At 40.3% G+C, this 14,138-nt stretch carries 14 protein-coding genes and 2 pseudogenes; 12 read left to right on the plus strand and 4 right to left on the minus strand.

The genetic code is table 11. The features are described from left to right. Positions 1-42: 42 nt before the first annotated feature. The 3 genes from AC4PG5_RS02880 to AC4PG5_RS02890 are packed head-to-tail and all read left to right on the plus strand — an operon-like array spanning position 43 to position 1,702. Positions 43-1,194 (plus strand): FAD synthase family protein, encoded by a 1,152-nt coding sequence (locus tag AC4PG5_RS02880; RefSeq protein ID WP_492029956.1) that lies wholly within the window; start codon positions 43-45, stop codon positions 1,192-1,194. Beyond that, the gene (locus tag AC4PG5_RS02885; RefSeq protein WP_492029957.1) at positions 1,191-1,523 is read left to right on the plus strand and encodes an L-rhamnose mutarotase; all 333 of its coding nucleotides are present in this window, start codon (positions 1,191-1,193) and stop codon (positions 1,521-1,523) included. Before AC4PG5_RS02880 ends, AC4PG5_RS02885 begins: the two co-directional genes overlap by 4 nt. 50 nt (positions 1,524-1,573) lie before the next feature. Continuing rightward, positions 1,574-1,702: a hypothetical protein gene (locus AC4PG5_RS02890; RefSeq protein WP_492029958.1), complete on the plus strand. Its 129-nt coding sequence runs from the start codon at positions 1,574-1,576 to the stop codon at positions 1,700-1,702. Between the two features lie 370 nt (positions 1,703-2,072). Here the strand turns inward: AC4PG5_RS02890 and AC4PG5_RS02895 are convergent. After that, positions 2,073-2,362 (minus strand): annotated as a pseudogene (locus AC4PG5_RS02895) (IS66 family transposase); the annotation flags it as partial. Then, positions 2,328-2,681, minus strand: coding sequence for an IS66 family insertion sequence element accessory protein TnpB (gene tnpB, locus AC4PG5_RS02900; protein ID WP_492029959.1), 354 nt, complete (start codon positions 2,679-2,681; stop codon positions 2,328-2,330). The pseudogene AC4PG5_RS02895 and the gene tnpB, both read right to left, overlap by 35 nt. A 358-nt stretch (positions 2,682-3,039) precedes the next feature. Between tnpB and AC4PG5_RS02905 the strand changes: the two genes are divergently transcribed. After that, the gene (locus AC4PG5_RS02905; RefSeq protein ID WP_492029960.1) at positions 3,040-4,431 is read left to right on the plus strand and encodes a hypothetical protein; all 1,392 of its coding nucleotides are present in this window, start codon (positions 3,040-3,042) and stop codon (positions 4,429-4,431) included. A gap of 107 nt (positions 4,432-4,538) precedes the next feature. Here AC4PG5_RS02905 and AC4PG5_RS02910 read toward each other — a convergent pair whose 3' ends face one another. Next, positions 4,539-4,862 carry a hypothetical protein gene (locus AC4PG5_RS02910; RefSeq protein ID WP_492029961.1) on the minus strand — a complete coding sequence of 108 codons (324 nt, stop codon included), beginning with the start codon at positions 4,860-4,862 and terminating at the stop codon, positions 4,539-4,541. A gap of 62 nt (positions 4,863-4,924) precedes the next feature. Between AC4PG5_RS02910 and AC4PG5_RS02915 the strand changes: the two genes are divergently transcribed. Together AC4PG5_RS02915 and AC4PG5_RS02920 are read left to right on the plus strand one after the other, a co-directional pair. Beyond that, on the plus strand, positions 4,925-5,371 hold the full coding sequence (locus AC4PG5_RS02915; RefSeq protein WP_492029962.1) for an L-rhamnose mutarotase: 447 nt from the start codon (positions 4,925-4,927) through the stop codon (positions 5,369-5,371). Between the two features lie 11 nt (positions 5,372-5,382). Next, entirely contained in the window at positions 5,383-6,393 is a 1,011-nt protein-coding gene (locus tag AC4PG5_RS02920) for an acyltransferase family protein (RefSeq protein WP_492029963.1), read from the plus strand. Positions 6,394-6,401: 8 nt separating this feature from the next. Here the strand turns inward: AC4PG5_RS02920 and AC4PG5_RS02925 are convergent, their stop codons facing one another. After that, entirely contained in the window at positions 6,402-7,208 is an 807-nt protein-coding gene (locus AC4PG5_RS02925; protein WP_492029964.1) for an MBL fold metallo-hydrolase, read from the minus strand. 305 nt (positions 7,209-7,513) lie between these two features. Here AC4PG5_RS02925 and AC4PG5_RS02930 point away from each other — a divergent pair, with 305 nt between their 5' ends. The 6 genes and pseudogenes from AC4PG5_RS02930 to AC4PG5_RS02955 all read left to right on the plus strand — a co-directional run bounded on the left by AC4PG5_RS02930 (position 7,514) and on the right by AC4PG5_RS02955 (position 14,056). Beyond that, on the plus strand, positions 7,514-8,092 hold the full coding sequence (locus AC4PG5_RS02930) for a Panacea domain-containing protein (protein WP_492029965.1): 579 nt from the start codon (positions 7,514-7,516) through the stop codon (positions 8,090-8,092). A gap of 15 nt (positions 8,093-8,107) precedes the next feature. After that, entirely contained in the window at positions 8,108-8,626 is a 519-nt protein-coding gene (locus tag AC4PG5_RS02935; RefSeq protein ID WP_492029966.1) for a hypothetical protein, read from the plus strand. A 413-nt stretch (positions 8,627-9,039) separates the two neighbouring features. After that, positions 9,040-10,098, plus strand: a pseudogene (locus tag AC4PG5_RS02940) (site-specific integrase); the annotation flags it as partial. A 644-nt stretch (positions 10,099-10,742) separates the two neighbouring features. Continuing rightward, the gene (locus tag AC4PG5_RS02945) at positions 10,743-11,876 is read left to right on the plus strand and encodes a DUF4268 domain-containing protein (RefSeq protein ID WP_492029967.1); all 1,134 of its coding nucleotides are present in this window, start codon (positions 10,743-10,745) and stop codon (positions 11,874-11,876) included. Then, positions 11,877-12,770, plus strand: coding sequence for a hypothetical protein (locus AC4PG5_RS02950; RefSeq protein ID WP_492029968.1), 894 nt, complete (start codon positions 11,877-11,879; stop codon positions 12,768-12,770). Continuing rightward, positions 12,767-14,056: an MBL fold metallo-hydrolase gene (locus tag AC4PG5_RS02955; RefSeq protein WP_492029969.1), complete on the plus strand. Its 1,290-nt coding sequence runs from the start codon at positions 12,767-12,769 to the stop codon at positions 14,054-14,056. Before AC4PG5_RS02950 ends, AC4PG5_RS02955 begins: the two co-directional genes overlap by 4 nt. Positions 14,057-14,138: the final 82 nt, after the last annotated feature.

Below are 14,138 nucleotides of genomic sequence, written 5' to 3' on the forward strand. Positions count from 1 at the left end.
TAATATCTAATCTATAAACAACTGAATAACACATATAAACAGATGAATAAGAAAGTATTTGTATCGGGCTGTTACGACATGCTGCATAGTGGTCACGTGGCCTTTTTTAAGGAGGCGGCTCAGTATGGCGACTTGTATGTCGGTATTGGCTCGGATGCGACAATATATGAATTGAAGGCTCGCCGGACGGTGTGTTCGGAGAATGAGCGACTCTATATGGTGAAGGCCGTTCGCTATGTGACGGACGCGTTTATCAACCGTGGTGGTGGAATGATGGATTTTATCGACACGGTGGAGCGCGTGCAACCGGACATTTTTGTCGTTAACGAGGATGGGGGTTCGGAGACGAAGCGTCAGTTTTGTGCCGAACGGGGCATCGACTATGTGGTGTTGAAGCGTGAGCCGGATGCGGGACTAGAGGCGCGGTCGACCACCAGTCTGCGGAATACGGTGAAGTCGCAGTTGCCTTATCGTCTGGATCTGGCGGGGACGTGGATCGATCAGCCGTATGTGTCGTGCTTTGCTCCGGGATGGGCGTTGACCATTTCGTTGGAGCCGACGATCGAGTTCGAGGAGCGTTGTGGCATGTCGACGTCGACGCGCAATGCAGCGAAGAAGATCTGGCCGTATCAGTTGCCGAACAATAATAGTGAGATGTTGGCGAAGTTGCTGTTCTGTTTCGAGAACGAGCCGACGAAGCAGGAGCATGTGTCGGGCGCACAGGATGCGATCGGGATTTGCATGCCGGGCTTGAATCGCCATTATTACGATCATAACTACTGGCCGGAGAAGATTGAGACGTGTCTCGATGAGAAGGTGTTGTCGTGGTTGGAGGAGCATATCTGCATGATGCCGATGTTCCCTCGTCGTCCCGGTACGTCGGTCATCGTGGGACGTCAGCTCAATGAAGCGAACGTGAAGGCGTTGGCGGTAGCGGCCGATCGGTGTTGGGACGCGATCATGCAGCGCGACTTGAAAGCGTTTGCCGAGAGTTACCAAGCGTCGTTCGAGGCACAGATCGCTCTATTCCCGGGCATGATGGCGCCGGGCGTAGCAGAGGAGATCGACAAGTATCGCGATCAAGCCTTGGCATGGAAGATGGCGGGTGCCGGTGGTGGCGGCTATCTGGCGTTGGTGTGCGAGAAGCCTTTAGAAGGAAGCATCCGAATCAAAATCAGGAGGAACGCAGAATGAAACGATATTGTCAGACCCTAAGTCTGAGAGACGATAAGGCGCTGATCGAGGCGTATATCAAGGAGCACCAACAGGTGTGGCCGGAGATTCAACAAGGCATTCGTGAGGTGGGCATACTCGATATGCAGATCTATATTCACGGTCGGGTATTGTTCATGATTGTCGACACGGTGGACGAGTTCGACTGGGTGAAGGATAATGCTCGTCTGGCGGAGTTGCCGCGACAAGCGGAGTGGGAGCGTTACATGGCACGCTTTCAAGAGGCTGAACCCGGTGCGGCATCGAACGAGAAGTGGGTGCTCATGGAACAAATTTTTCAACTGGCGTAAGGACTCTTATAAATAAGGACGGTTCTAAATAAGGATTCGGGCAAATAGGAATGAATGGAATAGGAACCATTAAAATAGAGATGAATATGGGAGCTTTAGTCATGTTTGGTTTGGTCTGTGCGATTGCCACTATTGGTGGTCTATATTTCTATCTTCAAGAAAAGAGAAATAGGAAATAGAAAACAGGGAAAATAGTTGACAATTGTCATTACAGACGAATGGGCAATGATGTCAAATGGCTAATTTTGTTTTGACTTGGAAAGTAAGCATTCGGTAAACCCCGTATTGTAAAATCTTTGAAGAATATCTGTAGACTTTCGATATTCTTCAAGGATTTGCTTTATTTTTCAATGATATATTCAAAAACTCCTAAAACATTCGGAGACTGTTAGGAGACCTTCAAAGACACCCTAATTTATAAATTTTCTCTTATTTGGGCTTTCAGGTTGTGAGGAAGAAGTCCAGCAAGATCTTTGTTGTAGTGGTTATCGTAGTCATGTAGCTAATAGCCTTGCCTATTCTGCTTTTGGGGAGTACTTTATCGTATTACTGATTAAGCCATTTCTCAAAGAGTACAAGGATAGGATAAGCTACTCTGCTTCGCAGATGAGCACGTTCTTCATAAGACAGGCTTTCATTATCAGCTTGTTTTTCCACATCATAGAGTAGTGCTATTTGCTCCAAGGCATATGTTGCGTAGAAATAATAATTTCTTTTAATCTGTAGTATAATGGCCTAAGCATATCAGTCGATTCTGAAAACCATCCGTTTACTGTCGATGCAGACAAAAAAAGACCTGCTTGCTTAAATATTTGCAACTGGCGATAGAAAGGGATGTGATGGTCTGATGCGTTCTTCTCTTCGTTCCAAAGAATCAGGCAAATTCTGGCGTACTGGTTTATCATTATTTTTTGCTAGAGTGCGACGAATTTTATATTCTATGATCTGTTTTTGGGTTTGTTCGGCAAGCGATTTTTCTTCCGGTAAGACATCAAAGCCTTGAAAATCAAGTTTTCTTTGCGGTAGTTTAAAGATGCCGGATTCAAGTTTCTTGTGATAAATTACAAGACCACCATATTCCATGTGGAGTATCTTCATGCTGGTGCAGGTACGGTTTATGAAGATGAAAACATCTCCGTCTTTCACGTTCTGATGCATATGTCTTGTTGCTATCTTAGAAGTCAAAGAGCAAAATAATAATCAGGTACCACTCAGCTTATTTAAAATAGACAGCAATCATATAAGGTGTATAATAAAATAAAAAATTATTAATATTATTAAGCATTTTTAGGTGTAATTAATTGTTTTGCAAGTGTTTATGTGTCTTTGTTTTTTTGGTCTAGGGTTAATATTTTGCACATATTTAGAATTTTATATATCTTTGCCACCCAAATTTTAAAAAGCATTGATTAGTATCAGGTGATTTTTTTGTTTTAATGGATCATACTGCCTAAACCAACTGTCTGATACTGATTGAATTTTAATAACGTTATAGTTTTATATTAATTAAACTTTTATGAAAAAAATCTTTTTTATTTCTGTAATGGTTGTTTTACTAAGTGCTTGTGAAAAAGAAGAGCCAATTCTTGACATCAAACCGAGGCCTATATCTGAAACAAGTACATCTGATAACTCCGGAGATGATGACGAGGTTGAAAATGAGTATACCGCTCAGCCAACAGAAATGGAGTTAAAAGCTTATTTCGATATACATTCAGAACTAAATGTGTCTGAATCTCTCCTACGCATAAAAGCGTCTACAGAAGAAAAAAAAATCCAGGGAAGAAAAATCCAGGTGAAAGAGACCAATGTAATTGAACGCAATGATGAAGACGGTTCGTTTATCAGCTCTGTTTCAGGTACAATAAACGGAAAAGAATTTAAGGTTGAATTCGCTTGTAAGGGCTTGAAGAAAAAACCCGGTAAGTATTTTATGGCTAATCGTGTTCAGGTAGAATGGAAAAACGAAGCTAAACCTGTAGAACTTTCCAAAATTGCTTTTGATGAGCTTTATCGTTTGGGAAAGGCTGATCAGTTTACAGCAGCATATTTGAGCCAGTGGGTAAGATTTTATTCTACTAATCCGGAAGGTGCAGATTTTTATGTGTTTACAGATGAAGATGTTGCTAAAACAGAAATATCGGAAGTTCAATATTCAGATGAGAAAATCACATTTGTTTTGTCTTATGATGGAACAAGAGGGAAAACAGCCTTCAAAGAACGTCCTTCACTAAGTTTTGATAAGAATGAGTATTATAAGAACTTGATTAAACCAACCAATGAACCTAATTACTTTTACGCACAAGGTGTTTATGAATATCTAAGTTCTTTTTATGGTAGTTTTATAGAAACGCCAGATGATAAAGTGTTTTTGGTTGAAATCGTTCCAGGAAGCAGAAGTATTGATCGTATAGGCAATACAGTGAGTTGTCTTCTGACTCTAAGTACATTTGCAAATTCGGATCATGAATTGGCTTGTTTTGAGTATCGTTTTACCGGGTTTAAGCCACTTTCTGATTTAAAAAATGAATGGACGCTTTCTACTCGGCCAGAATTGAATAGTTATATGAGTAGTCGTTTGAAGAATGCTCCTGATGGCGATGTTATGCAGTTGATGAAAAAATATCCTGTTTCAATCTGGATGAAATCAACAAAAATGGAAATGCGTCGTGATGGTCGAATGTTGGAATTATATTGCGATAAAGCCATTCAAAACAATCTATCTATTGATGCTTGGAGGCCAGTCAGTCATAGAGTCTTTGATTCGGATATTTTACTGATAGCTCCGCATTTTGAAGTGGTAGCTGCAGAGAAAAAAGGGAAAGTACTTACAGTAACTGTGGCTATGACCTACGTTAATGAGCTTTCTTTGACAGAGGTTAAATCGACATTTGATATTGCTTTATAAGATTTTAAACAATCATCACATGTATTTTAGATATTGAGAACCTGAAGCCTGTATACTAATATATAAGTGTACAGGCTTTTGAGTTCACGTCAAAAATATGGCGCACTTTATATAGGGGTAATTTTAATAAGACAATCTGAATTTTCACCCCATAATTTTCTTTTCTTGAACAGCTTGTAGGTCTTGTTAGAATTCTCTTTAACAAGGAAAGCTTCAAGCGTTTCCAGATCAGAATAGACGTAAATGCTGAGTTCGAATTTCTTCGTTAAATGCTGAATGCTACTTGAAAAATAAACGTCGTCGGTGAGGCAGATATGGTCGAAGGAGGAAGCTTTGAGTCTATCTTTGGCTTCTTCCATTAGGCTTTTGTTGCGAATGCGCAACTTGTACCACAACTTATCATTTATACCCTCTGAATGAGTATTTTTCAACTCAATATCTTTCGACTCAGTATTTTCTGAATTTAGACTTTCAGAGTTTAATTGGGCATGGTATGGAAAGAGATATCAAGATTTTTTTTAATTTTGTGGTCATGAATAAGAAAGTATTTGTATCGGGCTGTTACGACATGCTGCATAGTGGTCACGTGTCCTTCTTTAAGGAGGCGGCTCAGTATGACGACTCGTATGTCGACATTGGCTCGGATGCGACAATATATGAATTGAAGGCTCGCCGGACGGTGTGTTCGGAGAATGAGCGACTCTATATGGTGAAGGCTGTTCGCTATGTGACGGACGCGTTTATCAACCGTGGTGGCGGAATGATGGATTTTGTCGACACGGTGGACGAGTTCGACTGGGTGAAGGATAATGCCCGTCTGGCGGAGTTGCCGCGACAAGCGGAGTGGGAGCGTTACATGGCACGCTTTCAAGAGGCTGAACCCGGTGCGGCATCGAACGAGAAGTGGGTGCTCATGGAACAAATTTTTCAACTAGCGTAGTTACTTTTCTTATGCAGATCGATAGTCGTAGAGCGGCGTGGGCCGATTATTTGAGGGTGTTTGCTATTGTGTTGGTGGTCTTAGGCCATTCCATTCAGATGGTCGACCCCAACTTCTTACACAACTTGGCATTTAACTACATTTATGCGTTTCATATGCCGTTGTTCATGTTTATTAGTGGTTACTTCTCGTACAAAGGGGAACAACTCTCATTTCGTTTGGTCAAGAAGCGTTTTCTCCAATTGATGATCCCGTTTGTCTGTTGGCCGATCTTGCTTTGTGTGGTTAAGGGAAAGGCGAATGAGGCTTTCGACGTCTTGGGAAAGACCTTTTATCAACCGGACTTGGGCTTATGGTTCTTATATGTGTTATTCGTAATCTCGCTGATCACCTATCTCTCGAACAAGCTGGCTCGTTATTTATCGCATCGGCTCGACTCTCGTCTGAAAATCAGGGAGGAGATCGTCTCGCTCGTGGTGGTTTACGGGCTTAACGTCCTTTTTTATATGACGGAGGTGAGTGCTTACGGGCTGCATCTTATCGTCTGGCATCTGGTCTTCTTTACGATCGGCTATTATCTTCGGAAACATGAACAGGCTGTGGCGAAGCATTATTCGACCATTCTATGGGTGTCGCTCGTCTTTTATCTGCTCAATTGTCCCTTCTTTGTGTTGAGTGAGCGTCCTACTTTTTATCAGTATCTCAATCTTGGAAGCATCTTCTCTTATGTCTACAAGATGGTTCTGGGACTCTCGGGTTGTCTGTGGGCGTATGTCGTCTTTAGAAAGTATGCTCATGTCAAGACGTCGGCGTTAGCACAGTATGTGGCTAAAAACACATTGGGCATTTATGCGATACACATCAATTTCACCTTGCTCTTGGGGATTGACTGGAGTGGGATATCGGAATATGCCGTGGTGCAAGTTGCGGTACTCTTTAGCTTTATGTTCGTCGTTAGTCTGCTTTGGATCGCTCTATTATCGAGGTTCAAAGTCACGTCTTTCCTTCTGCTTGGAAAGTAGATCGCCCTTTAGAGTTCGAAAACTTCCAGATCGTCGGGCACACGTACTTCTCCGTCGAACCACTCCAACACTTCGGCGGTGTATCGTGCTTTTCGATGTCCCAGATTACTGTCCTCGGTATGATAAACCACCACATGTTTGGGCCGGAGTCGACTCGCCATTTCACCCACATCCTTCGCGGTGCAATGGTGTTTCTCGTACGGTTTGAACCTCTCACGATCTTCATAGAGGCAGAAGGCTTCGCAAAGCAACCAGTCCGCATCTTCGGCAAAAGGTTGATTGGCTTCTTTGTAAGGTTCATCGCCTAGACAGACGACGCTCTGTCCACCGGGCAGCTCTGCTCGAAAGCCGAATTGCTTCTCTTTGGTCGATTCGATATCGAAACAAGTGAGGCTCAGATCGCCCACCGGATGGGTTTCTCCATGCTTAACTTCATGATACAAGATGGTCTCTCCGAATTGCTTGACAATCTTCGTGGGCAGGGTCATGCGACAGATGTCGTTCAGCACCTGCAAGGCTTTGTCGTGTCCGTAGATGTGCAACTGTCCGTCGTATTTCCCTTTAGCGGCCGCTTGCGCGATCATGCGTACCACCCAGATGCATCCGAGGATGTGGTCGGTATGGGCATGGGTGATGTAGAGGTGGTGGATCTCTTCTAAGCGAAGGTTTGCTTTTTCGAGTTGCGTGAGGATCCCGTTTCCTCCGCCGGCATCGACGAGTAAGTGCGATTGTGGCGTGGAGATGACGAAACAAGTGTTATAGCATTTAGTTGCAGCGGCATTGCCTGTGCCAAGCATGGTGAGGGTTGATTTCATATCGTTTTGTAGCCTATAGTCGTTAGGATAGCAAAGATAGTTGATTTCGCTGAGATAAAAAAAATAATTCGTCAACCTATCATATAATAAACAAATAAGGGGATAATTGCATATTATATGATAGGTTACAATTATGGCAAAGAATGTAATGGGTACCGAGTAGGAATAAACGATGAAAAAGCTATGGATGACTTAAAAGGAGTGATATCATTCTTCTTTCTCTAAAAGATTTGTATAAATCAAGAACAAAAATTGCTTAAACTCAGTTTATTATTTAATTTTGCATAGTCTTTAATTGATGTCGTATGAAAGCATCTTATGAAATTAGTAAAATTAAGTCTCTGATCCTTTATATTCTTAAAGAGTCAGGCGGGAGTATGGATTTCATTAGTCTATTTAAAAACATGTACTTTTCTCAGCAGGAATTTCTTGTAAAATATGGGCGACCGATATTCAAGGATTCTTTTCGTGCTCAGAAACTAGGGCCTGTTCCATCTTTTACCTATGCGGCGTTTCGTCGTGCTCTGGATGGTTATACGGATGCAACGGAGGATATGAAAAGATTTGGTTCTTCTTTTAAGATTGAGGAAAAAAATAATGTGCGTTTTGTTACTGCCCTTGATGAGCCTGATATGGACGAATTGGCGTTAGCTGAGGTCTCTGTCATTGTCCGGGTTCTGAAGATTAATGAGGGAAAGACGCCGCAAACACTTTCTCAGGCTTCACATGACAACGCATGGAAAGTAGCAGATACCAGAGCACAAGATGATCCACGAGATAATTATATGTCTCTTGTAAGTATAGCTCGTGCTGGTGGTGCAAATGATGCTATTCTTGAACGTATCCGGCAGTCACAAGAATTTGAGGCTTTTTGTAAGTCGTAAACGCAGAAAAGAGCAATGAATGACACGTTGGCAGATCAATTATCCCGACTAATAGTAGGAGAAAACAGTGAAAAGCCGGAGATAGAAACGAAACATAAGAAGAAGAAACATTTTCCAATTATTCAAAATGACCAGTTGACAAAAGGAACCATAATATACGTTCCTCTGTCGGAAGAAGAGGGCTTGATCCTTAAAGCTGGATATAAAAAACGAGATAAATTTATTGTGGTGATGGGGCTGACTGCAGATGGCTATGTTGTCGGCTCATTGCTTATTAACTCTAATCCCAATGACTCAACTGTAGAGCTCGGTGCTTGCCAGTTTCCATTAAAACGAAAGGATTATCCGACAATACTTGATTATGATAGTTGGCTGGATTGTAGCGAGTTGTTTAGAGTGAATCGTGATAAAGTGCTGGGCAAGGGAGGTTACTGCGGTATGGTGACTGATAAAGATTGGGCATTGGTTCTTCCATTCCTTATAGAAAATCCACTCATTTCAAACAAAGATAAAAAAGAGTTTGGGATTATATAGTCGTCCCTAATACTATTATAAACGGTGTCGTTTTGCCATAAGAATATTTGTAATATGCAAATTTATATTCGGCGTTTTTCGGAAAATTTGAATCAACAGTTTTATTCATACTTATCAAAGGCTTGATTAGTTTTTTAATGTATTAAAATAAACTTCTAAGCAGAAAGTAAAGATAAGCAGAGTGTAGCGAATTAGCTGGGAAAGCGTTCGTTACGCTCTGCTTTGCTTTGTAATACCAAAGGCTAAAAAGCATATTTAAGCGAATCACAGCAGGAGTTTCGTTACCATCTCGTTACTTGAATAACGATGCACATTCTCTGCTAATATGTTTTTATTCAGTGTATTGCGTAGTTTTGCATGCCGTCAGATAACTCAATGATAACTAATTTTGTAACCAGAAAAAACATTGAGTTATGAAGTCGACATTCAGAGTATTATTTTATGTGAAGAAAGGCAGCGAGAAACCTAACGGAAACCTGCCTTTGATGTGCCGTATCACGGTAGACGGCGAAGTTAAACAGTTTAGCTGTAAAATGGATATTCCGCTCTACTTGTGGTATGTGAAGAACAATCGCGCATCAGGAAAGAGTGCAGAAGCGCAGAAAATCAACCGTACTATCGACAGAATCCGAGTAGATGTAAACCGCCGTTATCAGGAATTGATGCAGACAAACGGCTACGTTACCGCCACCAAGTTGAGAAACGCCTATCTCGGAATTGGAGTAAAGCAGGAAACACTGCTGAAACTGTTCGAACAGCACAACGCAGAGTTTGAGAAGAAAGTAGGCTACAGCCGTGCGCAGGGTACTTTCGCCCGCTATCGCACTGTCTGTAAACATATCCGGGAGTTTCTTCCCTCTACCTACCACAGAGAGGATATACCGCTTAAAGAGTTGAATCTGACATTTATCAACGATTTCGAGTACTTCCTGCGAGAAGAAAAGAAATGCCGTACCAATACCGTATGGGGATATATGATTGTTTTAAAGCATATTATTTCCATTGCACGGAATACTGGACTATTGCCGTTCAATCCCTTCGCAGGATATATCAACAGCCCTGAAAACGTGGATAGGGGGTATCTTACGGAGGAAGAAATACAAACGCTTATCGAGGCTCCGATGAAAAACAAAACATACGAACTCGTGCGCGACCTCTTCGTTTTTTCTATCTTCACCGGCTTGTCGTATGCGGATGTGAAGAAACTCACCACCGACAACCTGCAAACATTCTTTGACGGCAACCTGTGGATTATTACCCGCAGGCGGAAAACCAACACCGATTCCAATATCCGGCTATTGGACGTTCCTAAGCGGATAATAGAGAAATACAAAGGCTTAACAGGGGATAACCGTGTTTTCCCTGTTCCGAGCAACAGCAGTTGCAACGAGAAACTGAAAAAGATAGGCGTACAGTGTGGTATCAAACCCCGGCTGACCTATCATGTTGCAAGGAAGTCCGGGATATGTACGACCGCAAGGACGAAGCGCGTGAGAAGTTCCTGAATATGAACGAATATACCCAACGGAAAGAGACGGAAATATCCGAACTGGAAGCCCGTATAGAACAACTCAAGTAGGATTATAAGCCATATAAGGCGCAGGATGATATTAATCTTCTGTTTAGTGTGTTTCCGCATCTAAACGAACGCCTGAGGATAGCGCAGTTATGCAAGGGTATCGGATTGATAATAGACACCATTAAGCAGCTATTTAAGGGTGAAGCATTGACAGTCACAGGAAAACTCCACTCTCCCGAACATAATCAATCATTCAACGTGCAGGATGCCAAATTGCAGTTATTCAAGGAGAGCAAGGACTCCGACATACTGAAACTATCTATCAACGGGCAAAATATCATTGACTGGTTTAAACAGAAGTATCAGGAAATCCGGCAGACGGTTAGACCGCATATCAAACCTGCTCTACCCACGCCAAAGAAAGGAAGAAGAATATAATCCTCCGTAAAGCCGGAACTAAATAAAGGCAAAGGTTTTTAGAGATAATTATCGCTGATTCACAGGTATTTGTTAAATTTGCAGGCGAAAATCATTTGGGAATTTCTGAATGATATTCTATCTAAATGATTAAATAATACAACCCTAAAACTGTATAGAATGTTTGTCCTTGATAAAGAGAAGAATAGAATAAATAAAGTCAAATGCTGTACTTTTTCGGATCTGAAATTTCGTGAACGAGAACATTTACAGGAATGGCTTGAAAATACTCCTACTGCCTTTGGTGAAGACGATGAATTATTGTTCATCCAAAAGGAATTTGATGGATTTGATGATACACGTGAAAGACTTGATTTACTTGCAATAGACAAACAAGGGGATTTGGTTATCATTGAAAATAAGCTGGACGACAGTGGAAGAGATGTAACTTGGCAGGTTTTAAAATATGCCTCATATTGTTCAAGTTTGTCAAAGCAGCAAATAAGGGACATTTACCAATCTTACCTTGATAAAAAGGGGAACTCTGAAAATGCGGAAAACAATATTTCAGATTTTTTAGATGCCGAAGATTTTAAGGAAATCCAATTAAACAAAACCCAAAGAATCATTTTAGTATCCGGCAATTATAGAAAGGAGGTCACCTCTACTGTTCTGTGGCTGTTGCAGAAATATAATCTTAAAATTCAATGTTTTAAAGCAACCCCATTCTCTTTTGGAGAACAAATATTTCTCAATATTGAACAAATCATACCTGTTCATGAGGTGGAAGAGTACACCATAAAAATGGCAGAGAAAGCCCAAGAGGAACAAAGCACTCAAGAAGAACAAGTGACAAGGCATAAAATTAGGATTGAATTTTGGAAATTATTACTATCAAAATTAAATCCTAAAACTGGTCTTTTTGCAAATGTCAGTCCATCGAAAGATCATTGGATTACAGCCGGTTCTGGTGTTAGTGGTGTAGGTTTTGTTTTCTCTATAGGAAAAAGCTTTGCTAGAACCGAGGTTTATATGTCAAGAGGCAATACCGAAGAGAATAAATTTGTTTTCGACAAACTATTTAAACACAAAGATGAGATTGAAGCGCAAACAGGTGCTTTGGAATGGGAGCGGTTAGAAAATAAAAAAGCATGTAGAATAAAACAGGAGTTACGTAATGTCAGTCTATATGAAAAAGATGATTGGGATAAAATGGTAGATTTCCTGATAGCAAGCATGATTAAGATAGAAACCGCATTTAAGAAACCTCTACAAGCTATTAATAGGGAATTAAAAGCAGAATTTAAAGAATAAATGAAAAATCAAGAAATAGTTTGTAAACTCCGTCAAATCAGTCAAAACACGAATGTAAATCTACCAAAATCTATTGATTTTGAAGTGTTAGATGGTATCCTCAGAATTAACCTTTCAGATAAAGGAGTATGTGCGAATATGCAATCAAATGAATCAGCTTTTGAAGGCTGGGCTCTTTGTCTAAAAGCGTGGCTTCCAGATTTGATTGAAAAAGTCTTAATTTGTTGGAATCCAACTACTCAAAAATCGGATTTACTACATTATGAGAGGTTTAAATATCGTGTATGGAAATTTATCCGAACCTATGATTGGGCTGAAAACGGTTCTTTGTTTAATATGGATTATTACGGGGAAAATCTCAAAAATTGGGTTATAAATTTTCCATGTGATGAAGCTGACAAAGAAGCACAAGGTGATGAGGCTATTCTTGAAAGAAATTATATCGCTAATCAGAAAAGAAACTATGATGTAATTGATCAACAACTCCCTGTAGGCGTGTTTAACAGTGTCGTGTCAAAAGAAAGTTGCGTAATGCCACGTGGTAAAAGCCAGATCGACATATGGGCTTTACGTGGGGATACTTTGCATGTTTTTGAGTTGAAGAAACCAGATAATATAATGGTTGGGATTATATCCGAATTGATGTATTATGTAAACATTATGAATGATATTAAAAATCGGAGAATTAAATATCCCTCAAATGCGAAAGAATGCGAATATAGAAATTTTGATGTTTTATATAATTCTTTGAACTCAAATAAAATACATTTTATCAAAGGTCATTTTCTTGCAGCAAAACTTCACCCGCTAATATCCCCCGCTGTCATAACTCTCCTTAATGATAGTCATATCCAAAAGATGGAGCATATAGAGTATTCTCACATTGCATTATGAAGATAATTATTCATAGAGGCATAGACCAAATTGGGGGCTGTATCACGGAAATCGCCACTGATAATGCTCGGATATTGATTGATTTAGGGCAAAATTTGCCGGATGGAGAGGGGGCTGTGAATGACGATTTAGCGAGCCGGGAAGCAATAGGGGAAATCACACAAGGCATTGATGGGATTTTCTACACTCATTATCACGGCGACCATTTAGGGTTATTCCACTATGTGTCGGATAACATTCCACAATATATCGGTGAAGTAGCCAAACAGATTGCCCTCTGCAAGCATCGACAGTTATCATACATCAAAGGTCGAGAGGAGTTGTCGAAAGAAGAGATTTCCAAAATTGATAAAATGAGTATTCTCATTCCTGAACAGACTGTAAATGTAGGAGATATAAAAGTTACACCTTATTTTGTAAGTCATTCTGCTTATGATGCCTATATGTTTTTGATTGAATCAGACGGAAAAAGGGTATTACATACAGGAGATTTCAGAGGGCATGGATATTTGAGCAAAGGTTTATTGCCGACCATAAAGAAACTTATCTTACCAAAAGACAAAGTTGACTTTCTGATTACTGAGGGAACTATGCTTTCAAGGCTTGGCGAAAGGGTGATGACTGAAAATGAACTACAAAGAGAAGCCGGGGAAATAATGGCACGATACAAAAATGTATTTGTAATGTGTTCTTCTACGGATATGGAACGGCTGGCATCGTTCTATGCTGCGAATAAAAATTTAAGAAACAGACCTCTTATATGCGACCGTTTCCAAAAGAATGTATTAGAGATATTTACTACATCGGCGGGTAATCACACTTCGTTATTTCGTTTTGATAAAGCCTATGATTTCAATCCTAAGAATACAAAACTTATTCATTGGATGGAGGATAAGGGGTTTTGTATGTTTGTTCGGGCAACCGATAAGTTTAAATATTACTATCAAACACTTATATCCCGGTTAGATTCTAAGGATACGGTGCTGATATACTCTATGTGGAAAGAATATATAAATGATAGCGGAAAACACGCTATACAGCGATATATTGAGTTCGTTTCTATGTTTCCGAACATGGAGAAATTACATACAAGCGGACACGCCTCTCCCGAATTTCTTGCAGAAGTATGTAATCTTGTTAATCCGGCTCTTGGAATTATTCCTATTCATAGTGAGAATTCTGCAAACTATTCAAAATTACCGATTGAAGAGCATTTGCAACAGAAAATACTTACCTCTTCAAAAACTATAGATAAGGTAGAGATAAAAATCAATCAAAGTATTTAACCTAAGGGTAATAGTTGGAATATCTTTTATTATCTGAACACAAAGGTATATTTCAAGAATAAAACGTCAAGGCTAAAATGAA

Source organism: Bacteroides sp. QWL-09 (assembly GCF_058683585.1).